Raw genomic sequence first — 24,401 nt, 5'->3', positions numbered from 1 at the left:
TCGCCAGCAAAACAAGGCAAATTGTGCAGATAATATTGGAATATTGTCAAACAATTTAACGCAGTTTTGCCAGATTTAGGCATTTTTAGGCCATTAAAAATACTTTGTTCCGAATTAGGGACACGCCCTAATTAGCCTAAGCAAAAAATATGTTTATTTGAGCATTTGAGTATGAGTGTACCACCGCGTGATGTCATAGTCATCGAAGCCTGTGTTTTGTCGTTAGCCAGTAATGTCAAACAACCTTATTATTTAGCAAAAGCCAAAGACTGGCTGCAAAACTTTGGCACTTTGACCCTCAGTGCAATTCATCCCAGTGAAGATACCTGTAGTGATGACAATTTAAACAAGCAAACATCCAATACACCGGTTTATTTTAACCAAGTGGCTTATTTAAACTTTGCGCAGCCCATAGATTATTGGCAGTGGTTACAACTCACCAAGAAGTTTGAACAGCAACAAGACAGACTTCTGTACCAAAAACCCGCTGTTACATTAGACATTGATATCATTGCGGTAAAATGCCTGCATCAAATTGACAATATCGACAATCAGCTCGATGAAAAAGGCAATCGATTTGTGCTATTTGCTAAATCAGCAAACCAGTGGTTAGGCATCCGCCGGCGGTTTCCGCTAGCTTGTTATGACCAAGTAGGGATAGTGGATTTATCAAAAAATATTGATTTGTCCTTTATCCGAAGTTTTTAATCCTCATCGCTATCGCTATTAATATCACTGTCACTATCAATGCCCAATTTTTTCATACGGTAGCGCAGTGAGCGAAACGTTGTATTTAACAGTTTAGCGGCTTGGGTGCGATTCCAACCACTGTGGTTGAGCGCTGCGATAATGACTTTTCGTTCTTGATTTATCAAATATTCTTCAAGCCCTTCGGCAGGCAGTTGACCTTCTTCAGCGGGGGGGTGGGCTAAATTATGCGCATTGATACCCCCTATCGGCGCGTTTAAGGTTAAAGCTTCATGGTTGGGTTGGGGTGTAGGCGCAAGTTGAATATTGGGTTTGACTTTATAACCACTTGCAAACAAGTTGCTGCTATAGGAAGTATTGATGGGGCTGCTTACGGCGGATTTAGGCTCGGCTAATGGCACAACTTTTGGCGCGCTCGGTTGACTCGGGGTTGATAAGACGGGGTGATTGGGGTTTTCTGTGGTTTCATGGGTTTTTTGGATTCTAGGAGTGTCAGGCGGTACGTTGGCGGCTGATAATGGCAAATTCAAATGATGGGCTTTAATCACATTATCATCAGCTAGAGTAATCGCGCGCTCTAAGATATTTCTTAATTCACGCACGTTGCCTGCAAAGTGATGGTTTGCCAATTGAACCGCGGCTTCATTGGATAATGTCGGTGGCTGCGCTAGTCCCCAATCGTCTGCAATCAAAGCGATAAAATGATTGGCTAACAGTAAGATATCATCGCGCCGTTCATTGAGACTTGGTAATTTTACTTCAATCACGTTGATGCGATAATATAAATCTTGTCTAAATTCACCCGTTTCGACAAGCTTAGCCAAATTTTTATGGGTAGCGGATAAAAGGCGCACATCCACGGCAATTTCTTGGGTGCTCCCAATTGGTCGGATTTTCTTTTCTTGAATCGCGCGTAATAATTTGACTTGCATTGAAATCGGCAAATCCGCTACTTCATCCAAAAATAGCGTGCCGCCATTTGCTTGTTGGAATAACCCCTCTTTATCTGCGGTAGCCCCAGTAAAGCTGCCTTTTTTGTGCCCAAAAAACTCACTTTCCATCAACTCTGATGGGATGGCGCCGCAGTTAACAGGCACAAAATTGGCAGAGCAGCGCGGGCTTAAATCATGAATAAGCTTGGCAACGACTTCTTTACCGGTGCCCGATTCTCCCCACAAAAATACGGGCGCTTGGCTACGCGCCAATTTTTGGATGGTGGTTTTGAGCTGGGCAATGGCGTTAGAGTGTCCGATTAGGCGATTGCTAAAAGGATCATAGACTTCTTTACAATTGAGTTTATTGGCATTTTCCGCCACCTTCAAGGCGTTTTCGACCAACTGGCGCAGCCGCGACAGCTCAAGCGGTTTATTAACAAAATCAAAGGCGCCCAATTTTAACGCTTCAATCGCCAAATCCATGCTACCGTGAGCGGTAATCACTGCCACGGGGGTCTTGGCATAATTTTTACTGATAAATTTAACGATATCAAGTCCTGTGCCATCAGGAAGTTTGAGATCGGTTAAGCAAAAGTCAAAACTATACGCTTGAAGATGGCTGATGCCGGTGGCATAGTCATAGGCGACTTTGGTTTCAATGCCCATTTTTTTGAGTGTCATCTGCATCAAGCGACACAAATCTACTTCATCATCAATAATCAGCGCTAATGCCATACAGATGCAACACCTTTAACACAATGTAATTAGAAGGGATTATAACACTTCGCTCATTTTATCGTCAGTAAGCTATGGCAAAACAAGCTAATGCAGACGTTATGGCGGGCTAACTTATGATAGCCCAGCTATTTGCTAACTCAGTCACTTACTAACTCAGTCACTTGCTAGTCTCTGACTCACAAGCACCTTTGGTGACACTCATAGTCTTGTCCATAGCATTGACGCCATTATTTGCCATACAAGCGTTGCCATAGGTTTGATAGCGGACGATGCCATTATTGACAGTTTTGACGCACACAGGATCATATTGCATGGTGCACATCATCTCAGGTTTCTTAATTGGCTGAGGCATAGGTTTGGGGTTTTGCTGAGCTGGGCTAACAGCTTGGCAGCCAAATAAACTTAATGAGAAACAGAGTGGGGTAAAAAACTTGAACATAGCATTTCCTTATTGTGTTCAGTAGGTGATATAGAGGTGATACAAGTCGCACTGAGTATACCAAAACTCAGTGAAATCATCTTCAATAATAACCCGCTTGCCAAATTATTATTGCTACTATCTGTTACCAAATTTTTAAAACGTAAACGGGTAAAGCCATGCGTGAAATTTGTTAGCGCATTTTATTTTATAGTTAAATTGATAAACATTCACTATAACGATGTAAAACACGTTTAATCATGAGGCAATCATGTTAACACTCACTTTTTTGGGCACATCTGCAGGGATACCCACCAAACACCGCAACGTTACCGCACTTGCTGTATCACTCATCAATCCTTATAGCAAAGCAAAAAATGTTCCTTGGATATTGGTGGACTGTGGGGAAGCCACGCAGCATCAATTACTCAAAACCCCGTTGTCCGTGATGCAGTTAGAATTGATTTGCATCACCCATGTGCATGGCGACCACTGTTATGGCTTGCCAGGTTTACTGGCAAGTATGGCGATGAATGATCGCAAGCACCCATTAACCGTCATCGCCCCACAAGCCATTGCTGATTATCTTGCCGCCGTGCAAGCCACGACAGCACTGATGATAAGTTTTGACATTAATTTTATCGCCATTGACGATAGAGTGCAGGACGATAGTTACCAACCTATCACGCTGGATTTGACAGACGACCATCAGCTACAAGTTGATGTGATTGCGCTATCACACCGTATCCTTAGCCATGCCTTTAAATTCACTCAGCGACTGTCCAAAAAAACCTTACTAACCCAAAAACTCACCGAGCTTAACGTGGTAGATAAACGGCTATGGGGCAAACTTAAATACGGTATTGACGTCAATCTAGATGATAACACCTTGCTAAAATCCGCGGATTTTGTCACCACCACGCTGCATAAAACCGTGCTGATAGTCGCAGGCGACAATGACTCACCTGAGCTATTAGCCGATGCCATATCAGATACCGATGTGCTAGTACACGAGGCGACCTATACCCAAGCAATTGCTGATAAACGAAAATTAGCCACTCATTATTTTGACCCCATGCATTCAACCGCCAAGCAAGTTGCTGAGTTTGCGCAGCTGTCACAATTAAAAAACCTGATTTTGACCCATTTTAGCGCGCGTTTTCAACCTTTTGATAAACCTGGTAGCAAAACTTTAAATATGTCAGATATTCGGGCAGAAGTTGCTACCAGTTATCAAGGTAACTTTTGGCTTGCGCAAGATTTTGATGAATTTGAAATCGACAATGGCAACGTTAAAAAACGCAATACGCAAATAAACTAACCCTCAAAAAGCTATCTTGTTAAAAGAAAATTTTGTAAAAATTTTTATTGATAACTTTTTTTTATACGCGTCAGTCAAATTTACTTGTTATCTTGTCTAGAATTGTTTTGCATAATTAATTATATTTATGGTAATTTAATTATCATTTTTTTAATTTATAACTGTCTTAGCTAATTGTCAGTTGTGGATTGAGAATTCAACCGAACCGCTTGAGGAGAGTGTATGCAAATTGGTGTACCAAAAGAGACTGCATTATATGAAAATCGGATTGCGATTACCCCCGATACCATCAAAAAGTTCATCAAGTTGGGTCACAGTATTGTGGTCGAACGTGATGCGGGTAAAGGTTCGTTTATTACCAATGATGCGTTGGAACAAGCAGGGGCGCAAATTGTTGATGATGCGATCTCAACAAGTGATGTGGTGCTCACGGTCAATAGCTTGCCGATTGAAAAAATCAACCAGCTAAAACAAGAAGCGATTGTCATCGGCATGATGAATCCGTATCGCAATGCCAATTTGCAGGACTATGCCAATCGCCATGCCAAAGTGTATGCCATGGAGCTATTGCCGCGAACTTTGTCGCGAGCACAGAACATGGATGTGCTGTCATCCCAAGCCAACTTGGCAGGTTATAAAGCGGTGATTTTGGCTGCTAACCAGTTTGGTCGTCCTTTCCCCATGTTTATGACATCGGCAGGTACGGTGAAACCTGCGCGTATTGTCATCCTAGGCGTGGGCGTCGCGGGTTTGCAAGCGATTGCCACCGCGCGTCGTTTGGGAGCGGTTGTGGAAGCCAGTGACTTACGTCCCACCGTGCGTGATCAAGTGGAGTCAGTCGGTGGTAAATGGCTCGATGTTCCCATGAGCGATGAGGAAAAAGCCAAAGCCAAAGACACAGGCGGCTATGCTTGGACACCGTCTGAGCAATATATCAAAGACCAAGCCGCGGTTGTCGATAAAGCAGTCAGCCAAGCAGATATCGTGATTACCACGGCTCAAATTCCGGGTCGCAATGCCCCGCGTTTGATCCACCAAGCTACCATCGATAAAATGAAATCTGGCTCAATTCTACTTGATATGGCCGTGGAAACAGGCGGTAACGTGGAAGGCTCAGTGGTTGGACAAAATATCATTACCCCAAATGGTGTCACCATCATGGGTGTGCCCAATATTCCATCAACCTTGGCGGCGCAGTCATCGGCATTGTATGCCAATAATTTATATAACTTTTTTGCAACCTTGATGGATGACAATAAAGTGTTTGCGCTCAATCCAGAAGATGAAATCCAAAAAGCCTTGCTGGTTACTAGCCAAGGTCAAGTATTGTTAGCCAGTCGCTAACCTAATTTTCATTTAATTTTACCTATCGAGGTTAGGAGGTTTTATGTTATTGACCCTATTAGCGTCTGCGACATCTGCCACCCCATTTGTGGCAATCTTTAGTATCTTTGTTTTGGCTATTTTTGTGGGTTATTACGTGGTTTGGGGGGTAACACCTGCACTGCATACCCCACTCATGGCGGTGACCAATGCATTATCCAGTATTGTCATCGTCGGTGCCATGCTGCAGACCGTCAGCATCGATGGCAATATGTTTACCCCAACCAGCTTATTGGGGGCGTTTGCGGTATTTCTAGCCAGCATCAATATTTTTGGTGGTTTTTCGGTGACGGAACGTATGCTTGCGATGTTTAAATCAAAAGATAAAAAAGCCAAAGCTGAGCCAAACAAAGAAGGAAATGCTTGATGAATGAGAATTTGAATTGGGTCGCCCAACATGCGGATTGGTTTTATTTGATTGGTGCGGTGCTATTTATTTTAACCTTACGGGGTTTATCAAGCCCAAAAACCGCCATCCGTGGTAACCGATTCGGTATGATAGGTATGGCGATTGCTATTATCACTACCTTTTTTTTAGCACCCAGTCCGGTATTTGTATTAATTGTTGGCGCGATGGTGCTAGGAGCTGTGGTTGGTACTTGGAAAGCACGCACTGTCGCCATGACGCAAATGCCAGAAACCGTGGCTTTGATGCACTCTTTAGTCGGTCTATCGGCAGTTGCCATTGCACTGGCGAGCGTGTTGCATACCGGCGTCGAGCATAGCACCATCGCGCGGTTTGAGTTGTTTGTGGGCTGTTTTATTGGTGCAATTACCTTTTCAGCATCAATGTTTGCTTTTGGTAAATTGGCGGCAAAAAGCTGGGCAAAGACGCTTAAAGGCACTTGGGTAAAACCTGTCCAAGCGCTATTGTTCATCGCGATGTTAGCGTTTGGTATTATGTATTTCACCACCCAATCCATGCCAGCGTTTTATGCCATGACCATTCTGGCTATTATTTTTGGCTGGATGTGGATTGCGCCGATTGGTGGCGGTGATATGCCTGTGGTGGTATCGCTACTCAACTCATTCTCTGGGTGGGCGGCAGCCGGTATCGGTTTTACCCTAGGCAACTCAATGCTGATTATCGCAGGTTCGCTGGTGGGTTCATCTGGGGCGATTTTGTCCTACATTATGTGTAAAGCCATGAACCGTTCACTGCTGAACGTATTGTTTGGCGGTATGTCAAGCAGCTCAGCCGCTGCGACAGAAGAAGATACCGGACCCAAAACTTACCGTACAGGCTCACCTGAAGATGCCGCCTTTATGATGGAAAACTCTAGCAGTGTCGTCATTGTGCCAGGTTATGGTATGGCGCAAGGCCGTGCGCAAAATGCGGTAAAAGAGCTTTATGAAATGCTCAAAGAAGAAGGCGTGGACGTGCGTTTTGCGATTCACCCCGTGGCAGGTCGTATGCCAGGTCATATGAACGTACTATTGGCTGAAGCAGATGTACCGTATGAAGACATCTTAGAAATGGATGAAATCAACTCCGACTTTGCAGGTACTGACGTTGTGCTGATTATCGGTGCCAATGACGTGGTCAACCCAGCGGCAAAAGACGATCCAAACTCACCGATTTTTGGTATGCCAATTCTTGAAGCAAACAAAGCGCAAACAGTGATGGTCATCAAACGCTCAATGAGTGCCGGCTACGCAGGTCTTGATAATAGCTTGTTCTACATGGACAAAACCATGATGATCTTTGGCGATGCCAAAAAAGTGGTGGAAGACATGATTCGCCATATCAATGGTACAGGTCACTAAGTTTTTTTGACTTCAATCAACCCTGACTAATCAGTTTAGTCAGGGTTTTTTATTTGCTATAATTAGGCGGATATCACAAGGAAAATTCATGAATTTATTACTTCGTTATCTTATCTTATGCTTGATGCTAAAATCCGATAAAGCAAAGTCATCTAAACCAAGCTATAGCGATGCGATCATCCGCCACTACCGGATTTTGCCACATGATATGGGGTTTCGTCACCATGTGCCTAATTATCGCTACTTAAGCTTTATTGAGCTTAACATCCAACAGTGGTTGATGCAGCAACGCCCAACGGACAAGCTAGGTTGGGTGATTGCATCGCAACAATTAACTTACATTAAAGAAAGCTTTTTGTTTGATAAATTGGCGCTTCGCAGTCAATTATTGGCTTGGGATAAAAAATATCTGTATTTTCGCCACGAGTTTTGGGTCAAAAATGACTTAAATGTGGTGGCATTGACCAAAATTGTATTGATGCTAGATGGGCAAGTGCAACCGACCAGCGTCATTGTACAGCAAGATGAACAAGCTCATCCTGTCATCAAAACTTGGCAAGACAATCTTAACGAAATCAAAAAACTCACCCCCATCAAGTAACTGGAGAAAAATATGTCCCTCAAATGGAACGACACATTAGAAATTGCCATTCTACTTTCTGAAAAATACCCTGATGAAGACGTGCAATATATTCGTTTTACCGATTTGCATCGGTATGTGACGCAATTAGAAGAATTTGGCGATGACCCAACCAAATCGACTGAAAAGCAACTAGAAGCGATTCAAATGGCTTGGCTAGACGAACTAGATTAAGCTGAATGCTAGGTTCTTCTTCATACTAGATTGTTAATGAGCAGCAGCTAAATTAATTTACCCATGAAAAATGACTCGCGTTTGCTTAATGCGTCAGCCAAAAAGTAATGGTCTTTGATGTCATTTGGCTTGGGTAAATAATCATTTGCCAACCTCACGAAGATTGCCAACCCCAGCAAAATTAGCCGTATCACTGGGCTGTTAGCATGCCATATGTAGGTTAACAGTATTTAGTTTAACAGTAAGTTTTGTAATATTTGCTCATAAATTGCGGCAAGTTTGCCCAAGTCTTCAACTGCTACACACTCATCAATTTGGTGGATGGTTGCATTACGCACGCCAAGCTCAACCACTTCAGGCGACCTATTGTCAACATTCAGCGTTGCGATAAAACGACCATCTGAAGTGCCGCCTGTGGTTGACAGCTCTGTATCTGTCCCTGTCACGGCTTTAATCGCGGATTGACAGGCGCCGACGAGGTTGCCTTGCGGCGTCAAAAATGGGTTGCCTGATAATTTCCAATTGATGTGATAACTGGCTGCACCGTCTTGAAAATGCTTGTCAAAAATCGCATGGGTGGTCGCTTTAAGTTTCTCATCGTTGGTCTCAGTTGAAAAACGAAAATTAAACTCAGCGCTTAAAGTTGCAGGAATCACATTGTTAGCCCCAGTGCCTGCATTAAGGTTGGAGATTTGCAGGGTGGTGGCGGGAAAATACGCATTGCCATTGTCCCAAGTTTGGCTACAAAGCTCGGATAGGGCTGGCAAGGCATAATGAATAGGGTTCACTGCCAAATGCGGGTAGGCAACATGACCTTGTTTGCCAGTGACTGTCACAACGGCGCCAAGCGAGCCACGGCGACCATTTTTGATGATATCGCCCAATGTGTGAGTGCTAGAGGGTTCGCCAATCAAGCAATAGGTTATGGGTTGGTTGCGCGATTGCAATGTTTCCACCACTTTGATTGTACCGTTGACCGAAGGACCTTCTTCATCAGCGGTGATTAAGAAAGCAATTGAGCCGTGATGATTGGGGTGCTTGGCGACAAAATTTTCAACAGCGACAGTAAATGCCGCAATCGCTGTTTTCATGTCTGCAGCACCACGCCCATACAGTATGCCATCTTTGATAGTAGGCTTAAATGGCGGATAGGTCCATTGGCTGACATCCCCCGTGGGCACGACATCGGTATGTCCTGCAAAGCATAATACGGGCGCCTGCGCCTGCCCACGACCTTGACGGATTGCCCATAAATTTTTGACTTCTGCTTCGCGTCCTGTCGCGCCTTTTTCACCAAAGTATAAAAACTCACAATCAAAGCCGAGCTGGTTAAGCCGCTCAGCCAGTATATTTTGACAGTCAAGGTCAGTTGGCGTCACTGATGGCTCGCGCATCAACTGTAAACTTAGTGCTAAGGTTTGCGCTTGAAGGTGGTCTAAATCAGTGGCGTTACTGGCAAAATCGGTCATTGTTGTTTCCTTAAAATCTCTCAAAAATCTCTCAAAAAGCTCGCTTATTTGCGCTGCATATTAGCATAAATTAGCGCCTTAGCGGGTCGCATTGTTCGCAATCGCTTAGCATTTTGGCTACAATACGCTTTTTTTCTCGCTATGCTTTTTTCTTACTGAGCTTTTTTGTGTTTTTTGCGAATGTTACTGGGGACTTGTGGTACCGATGAATATCTCTACTTTTTTAATGGGCATGAGCGTGTGCTTTTCGTTAATTTTGGCGATTGGGGCACAGAATGCGTTTGTGCTTAAACAAGGGCTAAAACAACAATTTGTGTTTATCGTGTGTTTGATTTGCGCGTTATCTGATGCGGTGTTGATTACGGGTGGCGTGTTTGGTTTTGGCAAGCTGATTTCGCAATTTCCGCTGATTATCACCATCGCAAAATACGCAGGGGCGTTGTTTTTAATTGTGTATGGTACCCGAAGTTTTATTGCCGCTTATCAATCAAACCAATCGCTCGTGGCGCAGGGTGAAGACGTTGGTAATTTAAAACAGGTGATTGCCATGTGCTTGGCATTTACTTGGCTCAATCCCCATGTGTATTTAGATACGGTGATTTTGCTTGGGACGATTGCATCACAGGTTACCGATAAACTGGCGTTTGCGTTGGGTGCAATTTTATCATCGTTTATCTTCTTTTTTAGTTTGGGTTATGGTGCGCGTGTGCTGCAGCCGCTATTTGCCAAACCCCTGTCTTGGAAAATTCTTGATATCCTCATCGGGATTGTGATGTGGGGGATTGCGGCAAGTTTATTACTGGCCAATTAACCCATCTTTTCTCATCCAAGTGGCAATGGAGAAGCGTTCACGATGGGTGATTGCGACTTGATGGACTAAGTTACTATTAAAAATCACCAATCTGTTACCTTGGGGCTGTAATTGTTGCTGTCTGTCATGCTGATCGATGACGACAATTTCACCGCCATCGTGCGCGCCCCAACCCTCATTGAGATAAAAAACCGCCGATAATACACGTTCATCACGTCCTTGCGGGTTGTCTGAATGCCACTGATAACCAAACCCTGCAGGGTAGCGGGCATAATGGGCTTCACTACGGCGAATGCCTGTGTATAAGGTTTGATTAAAAAATTGCGCGAGCTCGTTAATCGCTTGTAGATATTGCATACCCATCGGACAGTGCTCATCAATCCAGCGGGTGCTATCCCCGCGAATGCTAGTGATTCGCTCACCCTGCGTCAAATTGGCGGCTTGGTAATCAATCAAGCCACTCTCTTTTTGTAACGCCTGCAAAAAATTGACGTCAAAACAGTCATCTAGCACGATAAATCCGTCATTAACCAGACCATCAAGCTGTGCATCATTTATTTTTTCAAACCAGTTGGGCAGGATAAAATTCAACTCTGGCATGTGCACTGTGTTTCCTTCAGCATTGTTTAACATTTAACTGGGCAGTTTTTAGCAAAAACTTGTAGCAAAAACTTCGCCAATTTTTGATAGCTATGCTACCATACCTGCTAATTTGTTTACGAAAAATTTATTATGAATTATCAACACAGCTACCACGCGGGCAACTTCGCTGATGTGGTAAAACACGTTTTATTACTCCAATTACTTGAGATGATGAGCGCCAAGCCAAAACCTTATTATATTTTGGATGCGTATGGTGGTCGCGGTTTGTATTCACTGGCCAGTGATGAAGCCAAAAAAACCGGTGAAGCCATTCATGGCATTACCAAACTGCTAGCACAAGATAACAGTCAAGCGCCACAGGCGGTGCAAACTTATCTACAAGATATTGGCTACGCCAAAAAATTCTACGATAAGCATGTGTATCCAGGTTCGCCTTGGTTTATTGCCCATCACATCGAAAAACAACAAGACGCTCACCCAGAGATTAACAATCGCGCCGAAGCGTTTGAATGGCAAGCCAACGAGTTTGATGCACTCAACTACCAACTGCACCAATTGCCCATTGGCGTGCAACATCGCAATGCCTATGAAGGGATTTTGGCGGTGCTACCACCGCAAGAAAAACGTGGTTTGATTTTAATCGATCCCCCTTTTGAACAGGAACACCGTGATTTTAGCGCATTGGTAGATTTATTGGTCAAAGCGCATAAAAAATGGTCAACCGGGGTGTTGGCTCTTTGGTACCCCATCAAAAACAACGATGCGGTTGAACTGTTTTATAAAAAAATGAAACGTACTGAAATCCGCCGTCAGTTGGTGCTTGAGCTGAATATTTTCCCACCCGATTTGCCGATGGGTTTAAATGGGACGGGCATGTTGGTGATTAACCCACCGTGGCAATTTGATGCTAAAGCCGAAGAGATTTTGCAATATCTACAGCCAATTTTGCAGCATCCTGAAAGCCCACAAATGAGCGTAGAACAGCGCACCAAAGTACAATGGTTGGTTGGCGAATAATGTCACACTTGGCGGGTTAAGTAGTCACAAAACCCGCCAAATTTTGCAATTTGTTACCGAGATCGATGCACCTAGCAATAAACGATTTATTATAGACGACCTGCAAGAGACAACCTGCAAGGATAATCAATGAATAACGATAATAATAACCAACCAACCCTTATCAAGACGCCCATCGACGCATTACAACAGCCGCAACAGCCGCAACAGCACACTAAGGATATCAATCCGATTCAGCTTGAGCATCAGCGTAACCGTGAATTGGCAGAAACCGATGACTATGATGGGCTCACCTTTGAAGTCATTGAAAATGCGCGTGTCGCTGACAAAACGATTGCGCAAAAAGGCGTTTATTTAATTCCCAATTCATTTACGCTATTGTCGCTGCTTGCGGCATTTTATTCGATTACCCAAAGCGCGTTGGGGGAAGGGCATTATATGCGTGCCTGTGTGGCGATTTTTATCTCGGCATTGCTAGATGGGTTAGATGGTCGGGCGGCAAGGCTGTTCAATGCACAAAGTCCCTTTGGCGAGCAGCTAGATTCGCTAGCCGACTGCATCGCGTTTGGACTGGCGCCTGCGTTATTGATTTATCATTATGCGTTAGAGCCGTTGGGGCGTATTGGTATCGCTTGCGCCTTTGTGTATGCTGCCTGTGCGGCGCTGAGACTGGCGCGTTTTAATGTACAAATTGGTGTCGTTGATAAAAAATACTTTGTCGGGGTAGCAAGTCCGTTAGCCGCTATTTTAGTCACGACGTTTGTGATGGTGCATATGGATTGGCAAGTTGAATTGCCTGTGATCAGTCCCGCTTTTCAAATTTTGGCAGCCATTTGGGTAGTGGTTGCGGGCTTTTTGATGGTGAGTAATTTAAAATACTATAGCTTTAAAGAGTTTGATAAAAAGCGTGTCCCGTTTGTGGCATTGATTTTGATTGTGTTTGCGCTCGGTATCGTGCTGTATAATATTCCTGCAGGACTGCTGGCGATTAGCGTGATTTACGCCTTATCGGGCCCAGTAACTGCGGTTTGGAGCAAGCTTAAACGCAAACCTGTTTAGCGCTACTTTAGGTTTTTTTGTTTCAGTAGTAATTTTTTTTAGAAACGGATGTTCAAATAGTATAAAAACTGGCATAATGAGTGTATCGCTTTCATGCCCGTTTTTTTTGGGTAATATGATGCGTTGTTCAAGAATATGAACCATTAATTTCCTCATAAGGAGTATGAGATGCACCGTCAGTCTGATTTAATCCACCCTGCTTTTAACCTAACCAAAATTTTTATCTCCGTGTGTTTGGCATCAACCTTAGCCGCTTGTGGTAGCGATAATGATTCCACTACAACGCCACCTGCCAAAACAGGCGTTGCTTCACTGCCCACAGGTAATTTAATCAAAGATCCATTAACGACCAAAAATCTCACCGCCAGCGCCTTAACCCAGTTATTTAATACCACAGATCCCGATTTTAGCAAAGTTGCAGCCACGCCCAAGTGCGGTGTGCGTGTAGAATACATGCAATATGATACCGTCGATGTCAAAGGTAATAAGACCGATGCGACGGGTGCTGTGTTTATTCCGACAGGCACGGATGCAAGCTGTAGTGGCAATCGACCCATTGTACTCAATGCCCATGGTACGGCAACGACCAAAGCCTATAATTTTGCAGAAGTGGGTAATGCCAACAATGAAGCAGGACCGGCGGCGACATTGTTAGCGGCTTTGTTTGCAGGGCAAGGCTATGTGGTTGTCTCACCCAATTATGCAGGTTATGACAAATCAAGCCTAGCTTATCATCCGTACCTCAATGCCCAGCAGCAGTCACGCGAGATGGCAGATGCGTTAAAAGCAGGCAGGGAAGTGGTACGCCGCACAGGCAGTGCAACCAATGTCGCTGACAATGGCAAATTGTTTATCACAGGTTATTCTCAAGGTGGCTATGTCACTATGGCAACCACGCGCTATCTTGAAACGCTCAAAGAACCTGTGACAGCAGCACTGCCAATTTCTGGACCCTATGCCATGGAAGCCTTTGGTGATGTGGTATTTGGTGGCAAAGTCATGCTCGGTGCGACTTTTTTTGTCCCGCTGATGGCTCGCAACTATCAAGAGCAGTATGGCAATATTTATACCAAACCCAGTGACATGTTTGCGCCAGCCAATGCCGATGAAATCCCCTCGCTATTGCCTAGCACCAGTATGACTGAGCAGCTAATTTCAAGTGGCAAATTGCCTGCCTCAGCGATGTTTCAAAAAGCCCCAACGGGCAATCCAACGCTCGATGCGATATCACCGTCTGACCCAGCATTTAGCTTTGGCTTTGACACGACGCAGTATTTAGTCAAAAATGACTACCGTTTAGGGTACTTGGCGGATGCCCAAAAAAATATCGATTGGGCAGTCCCTTATTTACAAGGCAATACCAACTATAGCCCAGTGCCTGCCACAGCACCTGAACATCCACTACGTAAAGCATTAAAAGCCAATGACCTGCGCGGCTATTTGCCCACAATGCCTGTCATTATGTGTGGTGGCAACCAAGATCCGTGGGTGTTCTTTGACGTCAATAGTAGCTTGATGAAAACGCTCTGGGACACAGATACTAACAAAACTAGCACGACCAAGTTGGGAATTATTGATATTGATATCACCAATCGCGCCACGCGTCAAAAACCGATTTATCAAACGTTAGGTTTTGATACCGTCAACAATAATAGCATCCAGTCTCAGTCAGAAAAAATGCAGGCAGGATTTGCTAGTAAAGTGCAAAATATTGCGGCAAATGCGGCTGCCAACGGGGGCAATCCATCACAAGCCGTTGCTATGCAATATCATGATTTAGTCACGCCGTATTGTATGGGTGTGGCACAGACATTGTTTAGCCAGTTCTAAGTTTAGCCAGTTCTAAATTGGCGATAGCCTGAAGCTATAGCCAATTAACCAACACGCACTTAACTGATACCCATTTAACAAAGCCTGTTTATCAACAGGCTTTGTCATTAGACAGTTTATTTTATAGATTATTAATTATTACAATAGTTGATTAAGATAGCTGGTTAAATTTGGGTAGCTTATCATGGGGGTAAAATAACACCCGTCAAAGCATGATATTTTGATATTACCGTCGACATTTGGCGGTGAGTTAACTGCTAAATCATGCGTTTTATGCTATAATTATTCCTTTTTACTATCCTAAAAATATAACATCATCTGTGTTACTTTTCCAAAGGTTTTGATTGGGGTTTTTTGCAACTTTTGGTCAAAAATGCGCATTGCCTTTACATTGCGCAGTGCTTTTAAGTTAGCCATCGCCTTGAAAAGTAAAATAAATAAGATGACTCATATATTTAAGTAGCTTGATAAAAGGAGCGTGCATGTCCACCGATTCCGTTAGCCCGATTGGCATCGTCGATGAATTAAAACAATCTTATCTCGACTATGCCATGAGCGTAATTGTCTCCCGTGCTTTACCTGATGTGCGTGATGGGCTGAAACCTGTTCATCGCCGTGTGTTATACGCGATGCATGAATTATCAAACGACTTTAACAAACCTTACAAAAAATCGGCGCGTGTGGTCGGTGATGTTATCGGTAAATACCACCCACATGGCGATACCGCAGTTTATGACGCGATTGTACGTTTGGCGCAGCCTTTCTCTATGCGCTATATGCTCATCGATGGTCAAGGTAATTTTGGCTCAGTGGATGATGACCCTGCCGCAGCGATGCGTTATACTGAAGTGCGCATGCAAAAACTCACTCACCAAATGCTGGGTGATTTGGATAAAGACACCGTGGATTGGGAACCAAACTATGATGGCTCGGAGCAAATGCCAAGCGTCATGCCAGCCCGTATTCCAAATTTGCTGGTCAATGGTGCCACAGGGATTGCGGTGGGTATGGCGACCAATATGGCGCCACATAATCTGACGGAAGTGATTAATGCCTGTTTGGCCTATGCCGATGATCCGCACATCTCGGGTGAAATGCTTATGCAGCATATCACCGGTCCTGATTTCCCAACAGGCGGTATTATTTATGGTCGCTCAGGCATTGTCGATGCTTATCGCACCGGTAAAGGTCGCTTGCATTTGCGCGGCAAATATCACATCGAACCGATGAGTGAAACGGGCGCCAATAAAGAACGTGAACGTATTGTATTTACCGAGATTCCGTATCAAACCAATAAAGCAAAACTGATTGAAAAAATCGCAGAATTGGTACGCGATAAAAAACTTGAGGGCATTAGCGAGATTCGCGATGAGTCAGATAAAGACGGCATGCGTATCGCCATTGATTTAAGACGCGGTGAAAACGCGGAAGTCATCGTTAACAATCTATTTATCCAAACGCCTTTAGAATCGAGTTTTAGCATTAACATGGTTGCCTTAGATGAAGGTCAACCTAAAATCATGACGTTGCGTGATTTAATTGCCGCCTTTGTGCGTCACCGCCAAGAGGTTGTCACTCGCCGTACTATTTTTGAACTCAAAAAAGCGCAGGCGCGTGGTCATTTGCTCGAAGGACTAACGATTGCCCTTGCCAACATTGACCGTATTATTGACACTATTAAGGCATCGGCAAACCGCCAAGAAGCCCGCGATAACCTACTTAGCAATGTTTGGCAGTCAGGTGGCGTAATTGCTATGTTAGAGGCAGCAGGCAGCCATTCGATTCGCCCTGATGTGATTGAAGGCGAAGACCTAAACGCCCCATATGGACTGATTGATGACAACCAACATTATCGTCTATCGCCTGACCAAGTCAATGCTATTTTGGATATGCAGCTGCACCGTTTAACAGGGCTAGAGCAAGACAAGCTACAGCAAGAATTCAAAGAAATCTTGGCACTCATTGCGCAATTACAAAGCATTTTGGATAACTTTGACCAATTAATGCAAGTCATCAAAGACGAATTAATCCAAATTCGTGAGGATTTTGGCGATGCGCGCAAAACCCAAATCGTCGATAGCCGCAGTGACTTTAGCCGTGCAGATTTGATTCCTGAACAAACCGTTGTGTTGACTGTTTCACGTACAGGTTATGCCAAAACCCAGCCTATCAGCGACTATATCGCCCAAAAACGCGGTGGTAAAGGCAAGTCAGCCACTGCCATGAAAGCAGACGATGTCATTGACCATATGGTGGTCACATCGACACACAACAATGTGATGATTTTTACCGATCGGGGTCGTGTGTTTGGGTTGCAAGTGTTTGAAGTGCCTATTGCCAGCCGTGGTTCGCGTGGCCGTCCGATGGTCAATTTGATTGCGCTCGATGCCGATGAAAAAGTCACCGCCATCTTACCTGTGACCGAAGACGCCAAGCAAAATGACAATAGCTATGTGTTCTTTGCAACCGCATCGGGTATGGTAAAACGCGTCCAATTGTCACAATTTAAAAATCTTCGCGCCAACGGACTTCGCGCTGTTGAACTCAATGACGGCGATAACTTGATTGGCGTTGCCATTACCGATGGCGAGCAAGACATCATGTTATTTTCCAATGAAGGTAAAGCCATTCGCTTTAATGAAAGTAAAATCCGTGCGATGGGTCGTACCGCAAAAGGGGTACGCGGTATGCGGGTGACGCTACTGGCCAATCAAGGTATAGAAGACGAGGACACCGAGCTTGAAGACGATAGTCACGATGACCAAGACAATGATAGTGTCGTTGCGGTTAGCCGTGTGGTGTCGTTGGTTGTTGCCCCACAGCAAGGCGAGATTTTATGTGCTTGTGAGCGTGGCTTTGGTAAACGTACTCCTGTCTCTGATTTCCCTGTCAAAGGTCGGGGTGGTAAAGGCATGATCGCCATCAAAACCACGGCGCGTAATGGCGAGCTGGTGCAGGCGTTAGCGGTAACCGATGCTGATGATATTGTGCTGATTTCTGATGCAGGCACGCTGGTGCGTACACCTGTCGGACAAATCGCGCAAACAGGTCGGAATGCACAAGGGGTTACCCTGATTCGTATTTCACCAGATGAATCATTGGTATCTATTGCTTTGGTTGAAGGCGGTAGTGAAGATGAGCTGGACGAAGATATTGTAGCGTCAGAATTGGCTGACAATATCGCGCAAGACAGCGCTGATTTACCAGACAGTGCGGATTTGCACAGCGCTGATTTACAAGACATCGAGTTGTCTGAAGCGCTGCGGCAAGATGGTTTACTAGAAGCCGATGCACAACAGCTAGATGACTAATTTGTAGCCTTGCTATTTGTAACCTCGCTTTATCAAACCAGCTTATCAATCAATAAGCTGGTTTTTTTCGCTGAATTCTACAATTTCGCAACAGCCAGCAAGTTTAAAGCCTTATAAAATTTAAAATTACCTTGTTCCAACAATCCTATTACATTATAAGACGAGTATACCCATGTCAAAACTGCATCTACACCACCTTGAAAAATCACGTTCATTCCGAATTCTTTGGCTATTAGAGGAATTAGAACTGCCTTATCAGTTAACCAAGTATGAACGCCATCATGGTTTGGCGCCCAAGTCTTTGCAAAAAATTCATCCGATGGGTAAGGCACCTATCCTGCAAGATAATGAAAAAACGCTGATTGAATCGGCCAATATCATTGAGTATTTGATTGATAACTATGACCAGCCAACCGACCAGCAAGATGCACAGCCAATCTCACACTTGGTGCTGAATAAAAAATTTCGCCCGGATTATGGCAGTGAGGCGTATGAACAGTATCGATATTGGCTGCATTTTACCGAAAGCTCGTTGATGCCCTTGCTTATTATCCGACTAATATTTGCTACCATGATAGAAAAATCACCGATAGGTATCAAGCAAGTGGCAAAATTACTCAAATCAGGGATAGACAAATCTTACCTGAATCATTCATTAACCGAACAGCTCAAAATGCTAGATAAGCATTTGGGTAGTAATGAATGGCTTGCTGGCAACCAATTTAGCGGCGCTGATATACAGCTTGAATTTGGCATAAACGCCATGCTAGAAACCCATAGTTTAGAGGCAAAATACGCCAATATTCACAATTGGCTAAAAAAATGCCAAGCTCGCCCAGCTTATCATAAAGCGGTTGATAAGTGTTGATGGTTGACTGTCAAGCGACTTAATGCTTTTATTGCTTTACCTTGTCAATAAATTTACTACGCGGTCAGAAAAAACAGTTGTCTTTTTCACCTTTATTTCATAGCTAAATACCTATTAAAAATTAGCGAAAATACATAAATATTTTTTTCATGTAAAATATTGCTATCGCTATTTATAACAATGTTTTGTGTCTAATAGTTGAATACTTTGAGTCGTTTACAACCTAGCTCCATTCTAGGTTATTTCCATGGATGGATGCCATTGCCAGAAGGAACGAAAAATGCAATATCAGTATTTTAAAGACCCTGATAGTCAAGAAACCCAAGAATGGCTTGATGCCTTTGATTCGGTGATCAAGTCAGTGGGAAAAAAACGTGCCACTTTTTTACTAAAAGCCATCTATGATAAGGCGGTACAAGAAGGGTTACGCGTTAATCGCCTTGACACCGCTTACATCAACACTATTCCTGTAGAAGATCAACCTTCGTATCCCGGTGATTTAACTCTCGAGCGTAAAATTCGCGCTATCATTCGTTACAATGCGGTGGCGATGGTGATGCGTGCCAACAAAAATGACGACGACTTAGGCGGTCACTTAGCGACGTTTGCCTCTAGCGCGACGTTATACGAAACAGGTTTTAACCATTTTTGGCGCGCAGCGAGTGAAAGCTTTGGCGGTGATATGATTTATTACCAAGGTCACGGTTCGCCAGGGATGTATGCTCGCTCATTTTTAGAAGGTCGATTGACTGAAGAGCAGCTAACGAATTTTCGCCGTGAAGTAGGCGGCAAAGGGTTATCTAGCTACCCACACCCTTATTTGATGCCTGACTATTGGCAGTTCCCAACCGTGTCAATGGGTTTAGGCCCAATCATGTCGATTTATCACGCGCATGTGCATCAATATCTTGAAAATCGTGGCTTGATTCCAAAAGAAGGTCGCAAGATTTGGGCATTCTTGGGCGATGGTGAAACCGATGAGCCTGAGAGCTTAGGTGCTATCTCACTAGCCGGTCGCGAGAACCTAGAAAATTTGATTTGGGTGATTAACTGTAACTTACAGCGTCTAGATGGTCCGGTACGTGGTAACGGTAAAATCATCCAAGAGCTTGAATCTGTGTTTCGCGGTGCAGGCTGGCGGGTAATTAAAGTCATTTGGGGTGGTAAATGGGATACGCTGCTAGATAAAGACCATACAGGCGCGCTCAAACACCGTATGCTTGAGACCCTCGATGGTGAATACCAAGTCTATAAAGCGCGTGATGGTAAATTTGTCCGTGACTATTTCTTTGGTAAATACCCAGAACTTGCTGAGATGGTCAAAGATTGGACCGACCAAGAAATCCAAAATTTAGACCGTGGTGGTCACGACCCGATGAAGGTGTATGCCGCATTTAGTGAAGCCATGAAAGCCAAAGGTCAGCCCACAGTGATTTTGGTTAAAACCGTCAAAGGTTATGGCTTATCTAACCAAAGCCAAGCGGTCAACAAAACCCACCAAATCAAGAAACTCGAAATTGATTCATTAAAATACTTCCGTGACCGTTTTGATTTGCCATTTACTGACTCGCAGCTTGAAGAATTGCCGTTTTATCGTCCTGATGAAAATTCTGCTGAAATCCAATACCTTAAAGGTCGCCGTCAAGCACTGGGCGGACATTTGCCCAATCGCCGTAGTGGTCATATTCCACTCGATGTCCCAGGATTGGAGATTTTTGACAAATTACTACAAGGTAGTGCAGGCAAAGAACAATCTACCACCATGGTATTTGTACGCTTGCTAGCCGCACTGCTAAAAAATAAAGCGCTGCAAGAGCGTGTGGTGCCGATTGTTCCTGATGAAGCCCGTACTTTTGGTCTTGAAGGTATGTTCCGCCAATTGGGTATCTACTCGGCATCGGGTCAAAATTATACCCCTGAAGACCATGAAGCCTTGATGGGTTATAAAGAAGCCAAAGACGGTCACATGCTTGAAGAAGGCATTAATGAAGCGGGTGCGATGAGTGCGTGGATTGCGTTAGCGACCAGTTATTCAACCAATGCGTTGCCGATGATTCCTTTTTATATCTATTATTCGATGTTTGGTTTCCAACGCGTCGGTGATTTAGTTTGGGCGGCAGGCGATATGCAGGCGCAAGGGTTCTTGCTTGGCGGTACCGCAGGTCGTACCACACTTAATGGCGAAGGCTTACAGCACCAAGATGGTCATCAGTTGATTCTATTTAACACGGTGCCAAACTGTGTCACTTATGACCCATGTTATGGTTATGAGCTAGCGGTGGTCGTACAAGATGGTCTGCGCCGTATGTATGGTGAAGGCGAACGGGTTTTCTATTATATCACCTTAATGAATGAAAACTACGAGCAACCAGCCATGCCAACAGGGGTAGAAGAAGGCATCAAAAAAGGCATGTACTTGCTCAAAGATAATGGTTCAAAACAAGTGCAATTGCTAGGTTCAGGCGTGATTTTACGTGAGGTTGAAAAAGCCGCGCAAATTCTAGCTGAAGAATTCAATATCAATGCCAACGTGTGGAGTGTCACAAGCTTTAATGAACTCACCCGTGAAGGCATGGCATGTGATGAGTACAATCGTTTGCACCCACTAGATGAACAGCGTACGCCTTGGGTTACTGAACAACTTGCACAGCATGAAGGTATTGTGGTCGCTGCCACCGACTATATGCGCATTTTCTCTGAACAAATCCGCGCCTACCTACCAGACAGTCGTCCGTATGCCACCTTAGGTACCGATGGTTTCGGTCGTTCGGATAGTCGTCGCCAATTACGTAGTTACTTCAAAGTAGATGCCGCCCACATTGTGGTAGCAACGCTTAAACTATTGGCAGATGAAGGTGAAGTTGATGCGCGTTTGGTCAAAGATGCGATTAGTAGCTTGGGTATTGATGCCGATGCTTCACCTGCTTGGTATCCTCAAGTACAAATCGACCAATCCCCAGATGCACCAGCGATTTTAGGCGCGAATCCAAAACCTGTACCAACCTTGGTTGAAGAGGATGATGAAGCGATTTCAGCAGACGGCAAAGCAGAAGATAAAGCCGATGCGCCAATTCTTAACGACAAACCTGAATAAGAGAAATTAATAGTAGGTAATCAGCCACGTATTAGCGGCTGATTGCCCACTTAGTAAAAATAAAAATTTAAGGATAAACCCATGGAAATCAAAGTTCCCGACTTAGGCGTTGATAGCGCTGAAGTCAGCGAAATTATGGTCAAAGTCGGCGATGTCATCAATGTGGACGATAACATTGTCTTATTAGAGTCTGACAAAGCCTCTGTGGAAGTACCTGCGACATCAGCAGGGACTATTACAGCGATTAGTATCCAAATCGGCGATAAGGTCAAAGAAGGTGATGTGATTCTCACCATCGACAGTGCAGGCAATAGCCAATCCAACACTACACCCGTAGAGCAATCTGCGCAACAGACAGACCAACAAGCAGCCCAATCTAACGAAGCTGGAGAAATTAAAGAGGCTAAAGAGGCTAAAGAGGCTAAAGAGGCTAATGCGACTTCATCGCAAGCGCCGTCTATGGCTGCGTCAAACCAATCACAGCCCACATCTACATCGGCTGAAGCAACTTATACATTGCCAGATTTGGGGGTAGATAGCGCAGAAATTAGTGAGTGGTTGGTCAAAGAAGGTGATACTGTCACTGCTGAACAACCGCTGGTATTGGTCGAATCCGATAAAGCATCGGTCGAAGTACCGGCACCTGTCAGTGGAAAAATTGTCAAATTTTTAGTCAATGCAGGTGATACGGTCGCCAATGGTCAAGATTTTATCGTGATGACCTCCCAAGCAGCTTCGCAACAGCCATTAGCTAGTGACCCATCAGAACAAGCCGCCAGTCAAGCCACTTCAGCCGCAAACCAAAATGAGCCACCCGCTCAAACGGTATCTGCGCCTCAATCATCCACCCCCGCTGGTAAACAAACCTTTGGTTTGCCTGATCTTGGGGTAGAGTCGGCACAGATTAGTGAATGGATGGTCAAAGTAGGCGATGAGGTCACAGCAGAACAGCCATTGTTGTTGGTAGAATCTGATAAAGCCTCGGTGGAAGTCCCTTCGCCAGTCGCAGGTAAAGTGGCTGAATTACTGGTTAACGCTGGCGATACCGTCATCAATGGTCAAGACTTTGTTGTAATTGAAGCGGTGGGGTCAGTGCAATCAGCATCAAGTTCAGCATCACAGCCACAAGCGACCACCAATACTGCTCAGCAAGAAGTCGCTAAAACGCAAAATACCGCGTCAACTGCAACTAATAGCGCTACCACAACAGCTATCCAGTCAAGTTCACAGTCAAAACTGTCTGAGTCGCAAATCAATGCCAAAAACGCCGCGGTTTATGCAGGGCCTGCGGTGCGCAAACTTACGCGCCAATTGGGTGTTGATGTCAGCGAGGTGACTGGCACAGGCGCTAATGGGCGTATTGTCAAAGAAGACGTGTTTGCTTATGTCAAAAATACAATAAAAGCAGTTAGCACAGCTGCAGCAGCAAATAATATATCTGCGCCATCAGCGGCTCGCTCAGGATTACCTAATTTACCCGATATGAGTAAAACGGAAATTTGGGGAGAAATTGAGCGCCAAGATTTGACCCGTCTACAAAAAGTCTCAATTCCGCAGCTTAATTACAATACCTATTTGCCACAAGTCACCCAGTTTGATTTGGCAGATATTACCGATGTTGAAAAATTGCGTGGCGACCTAAAAGATGAGATGAAAAAAGAAGGCGTGAGTCTAACTATTCTGGCTTTCATCATGAAAGTGACCGCTTACGCGCTGATGCAACATCCAAAATTTAACAGCCATTTAAGCGATGACAATACCCAAATTATCATCCGTAAATCTGTGAATTTAGGCTTTGCCGTCGCCACCGAGGAGGGTTTGACAGTCCCTGTCATTCAACGTGTAGAGCAAAAAGGTATCAAACAACTAGCGATTGAAATCGGTGAGCTTGCCAAAAAAGCGCGTGATAAAAAACTATCTGCCAAAGAGTTAACCGGCGCGTCATTTACGATTTCAAGTCAAGGCAATCTTGGCGGTACTTATTTTACGCCGCTGGTTAATTGGCCACAAGTTGCGATTTTAGGCATCAGTGAATCTAGTATTCAGCCACGTTGGAATGAGACCAAAGGCGAGTTTGAGCCACGTTTAATGCTACCGTTGTCATTATCGTATGACCACCGTGTGATTAATGGTGCGGACGCTGCGGTATTTACCCGATATATTGCAAAATTACTAGCAGATCCACGCCGCGTGTTGTTATAAATTGCAGCGCAAAAAAACCTAGCGTGTCATGTGCATGCTGGGTTTTTTAATGC

The 24,401-nt window shown here is 44.4% G+C and carries 19 protein-coding genes; 15 read left to right on the top strand and 4 right to left on the bottom strand.

Going from position 1 to position 24,401, the window contains the following annotated elements; genetic code table 11:
• Positions 1–171 precede the first annotated feature (171 nt).
• Positions 172–708 (top strand): 2-amino-4-hydroxy-6-hydroxymethyldihydropteridine diphosphokinase, encoded by a 537-nt coding sequence (locus RNZ41_RS05465; RefSeq protein WP_314026759.1) that lies wholly within the window; start codon positions 172–174, stop codon positions 706–708.
• On the opposite strand, the gene RNZ41_RS05460 is transcribed toward RNZ41_RS05465, so the two are convergent.
• Together RNZ41_RS05460 and RNZ41_RS05455 are read right to left on the bottom strand one after the other, a co-directional pair.
• On the bottom strand, positions 705–2,378 hold the full coding sequence (locus RNZ41_RS05460) for a sigma-54-dependent transcriptional regulator (protein ID WP_314026758.1): 1,674 nt from the start codon (positions 2,376–2,378) through the stop codon (positions 705–707). The genes RNZ41_RS05465 and RNZ41_RS05460 overlap by 4 nt on opposite strands.
• Before the next feature lie 160 nt (positions 2,379–2,538).
• A complete protein-coding gene (locus RNZ41_RS05455) occupies positions 2,539–2,820 on the bottom strand; it encodes a subtilase-type protease inhibitor (RefSeq protein WP_314026757.1) in 282 nt (93 codons plus the stop codon).
• 250 nt (positions 2,821–3,070) lie between these two features.
• Between RNZ41_RS05455 and RNZ41_RS05450 the strand changes: the two genes are divergently transcribed.
• From RNZ41_RS05450 to iscX, 6 genes are all read left to right on the top strand, one after another.
• Complete coding sequence (locus RNZ41_RS05450; RefSeq protein WP_314026756.1) at positions 3,071–4,120, top strand: ribonuclease Z; 1,050 nt, start codon at positions 3,071–3,073, stop codon at positions 4,118–4,120.
• 222 nt (positions 4,121–4,342) lie between these two features.
• Complete coding sequence (locus tag RNZ41_RS05445) at positions 4,343–5,464, top strand: Re/Si-specific NAD(P)(+) transhydrogenase subunit alpha (protein WP_099833975.1); 1,122 nt, start codon at positions 4,343–4,345, stop codon at positions 5,462–5,464.
• A gap of 43 nt (positions 5,465–5,507) precedes the next feature.
• Positions 5,508–5,870 (top strand): proton-translocating transhydrogenase family protein, encoded by a 363-nt coding sequence (locus tag RNZ41_RS05440; protein ID WP_050324454.1) that lies wholly within the window; start codon positions 5,508–5,510, stop codon positions 5,868–5,870.
• Positions 5,871–5,881: 11 nt separating this feature from the next.
• The gene (locus RNZ41_RS05435) at positions 5,882–7,270 is read left to right on the top strand and encodes an NAD(P)(+) transhydrogenase (Re/Si-specific) subunit beta (protein ID WP_095355761.1); all 1,389 of its coding nucleotides are present in this window, start codon (positions 5,882–5,884) and stop codon (positions 7,268–7,270) included.
• 88 nt (positions 7,271–7,358) lie between these two features.
• Entirely contained in the window at positions 7,359–7,871 is a 513-nt protein-coding gene (locus RNZ41_RS05430; protein WP_065252659.1) for an acyl-CoA thioesterase, read from the top strand.
• Between the two features lie 12 nt (positions 7,872–7,883).
• A complete protein-coding gene (gene iscX / locus RNZ41_RS05425; protein WP_314026755.1) occupies positions 7,884–8,084 on the top strand; it encodes a Fe-S cluster assembly protein IscX in 201 nt (66 codons plus the stop codon).
• Between the two features lie 230 nt (positions 8,085–8,314).
• Here iscX and dapE read toward each other — a convergent pair whose 3' ends face one another.
• Positions 8,315–9,553 (bottom strand): succinyl-diaminopimelate desuccinylase, encoded by a 1,239-nt coding sequence (gene dapE, locus RNZ41_RS05420; protein WP_314026754.1) that lies wholly within the window; start codon positions 9,551–9,553, stop codon positions 8,315–8,317.
• A gap of 196 nt (positions 9,554–9,749) precedes the next feature.
• Between dapE and RNZ41_RS05415 the strand changes: the two genes are divergently transcribed.
• The gene (locus RNZ41_RS05415) at positions 9,750–10,364 is read left to right on the top strand and encodes a LysE/ArgO family amino acid transporter (RefSeq protein WP_175405725.1); all 615 of its coding nucleotides are present in this window, start codon (positions 9,750–9,752) and stop codon (positions 10,362–10,364) included.
• Here the strand turns inward: RNZ41_RS05415 and RNZ41_RS05410 are convergent.
• The gene (locus RNZ41_RS05410) at positions 10,350–10,964 is read right to left on the bottom strand and encodes a 2OG-Fe(II) oxygenase (RefSeq protein WP_314026753.1); all 615 of its coding nucleotides are present in this window, start codon (positions 10,962–10,964) and stop codon (positions 10,350–10,352) included. The two genes, RNZ41_RS05415 and RNZ41_RS05410, sit on opposite strands and share 15 nt — an antisense overlap.
• A gap of 132 nt (positions 10,965–11,096) precedes the next feature.
• Here RNZ41_RS05410 and RNZ41_RS05405 point away from each other — a divergent pair, with 132 nt between their 5' ends.
• The 7 genes from RNZ41_RS05405 to RNZ41_RS05375 all read left to right on the top strand — a co-directional run bounded on the left by RNZ41_RS05405 (position 11,097) and on the right by RNZ41_RS05375 (position 24,348).
• Entirely contained in the window at positions 11,097–11,984 is an 888-nt protein-coding gene (locus RNZ41_RS05405) for a 23S rRNA (adenine(2030)-N(6))-methyltransferase RlmJ (RefSeq protein ID WP_314026752.1), read from the top strand.
• A gap of 129 nt (positions 11,985–12,113) precedes the next feature.
• Entirely contained in the window at positions 12,114–13,043 is a 930-nt protein-coding gene (gene pssA / locus RNZ41_RS05400; RefSeq protein ID WP_314026751.1) for a CDP-diacylglycerol--serine O-phosphatidyltransferase, read from the top strand.
• 168 nt (positions 13,044–13,211) lie between these two features.
• Positions 13,212–14,873 (top strand): alpha/beta hydrolase family protein, encoded by a 1,662-nt coding sequence (locus tag RNZ41_RS05395; RefSeq protein ID WP_314026750.1) that lies wholly within the window; start codon positions 13,212–13,214, stop codon positions 14,871–14,873.
• Positions 14,874–15,355: 482 nt separating this feature from the next.
• Entirely contained in the window at positions 15,356–18,184 is a 2,829-nt protein-coding gene (gyrA, locus tag RNZ41_RS05390) for a DNA gyrase subunit A (RefSeq protein ID WP_314026749.1), read from the top strand.
• Between the two features lie 172 nt (positions 18,185–18,356).
• Complete coding sequence (locus RNZ41_RS05385) at positions 18,357–19,052, top strand: glutathione S-transferase (protein WP_314026748.1); 696 nt, start codon at positions 18,357–18,359, stop codon at positions 19,050–19,052.
• Positions 19,053–19,332: 280 nt separating this feature from the next.
• Positions 19,333–22,146: a pyruvate dehydrogenase (acetyl-transferring), homodimeric type gene (gene aceE, locus RNZ41_RS05380; protein ID WP_007116645.1), complete on the top strand. Its 2,814-nt coding sequence runs from the start codon at positions 19,333–19,335 to the stop codon at positions 22,144–22,146.
• Positions 22,147–22,227: 81 nt separating this feature from the next.
• Complete coding sequence (locus tag RNZ41_RS05375; RefSeq protein WP_314026747.1) at positions 22,228–24,348, top strand: 2-oxo acid dehydrogenase subunit E2; 2,121 nt, start codon at positions 22,228–22,230, stop codon at positions 24,346–24,348.
• The last annotated feature ends 53 nt before the right edge of the window (positions 24,349–24,401 follow it).

The sequence above is a fragment of the Moraxella sp. DOX410 genome, assembly GCF_032248735.1.
In the GTDB taxonomy this organism is placed as follows: Bacteria; Pseudomonadota; Gammaproteobacteria; order Pseudomonadales; family Moraxellaceae; genus Faucicola; species Faucicola tetraodonis.
This window is presented reverse-complemented; position numbering and strand designations above follow the sequence as displayed.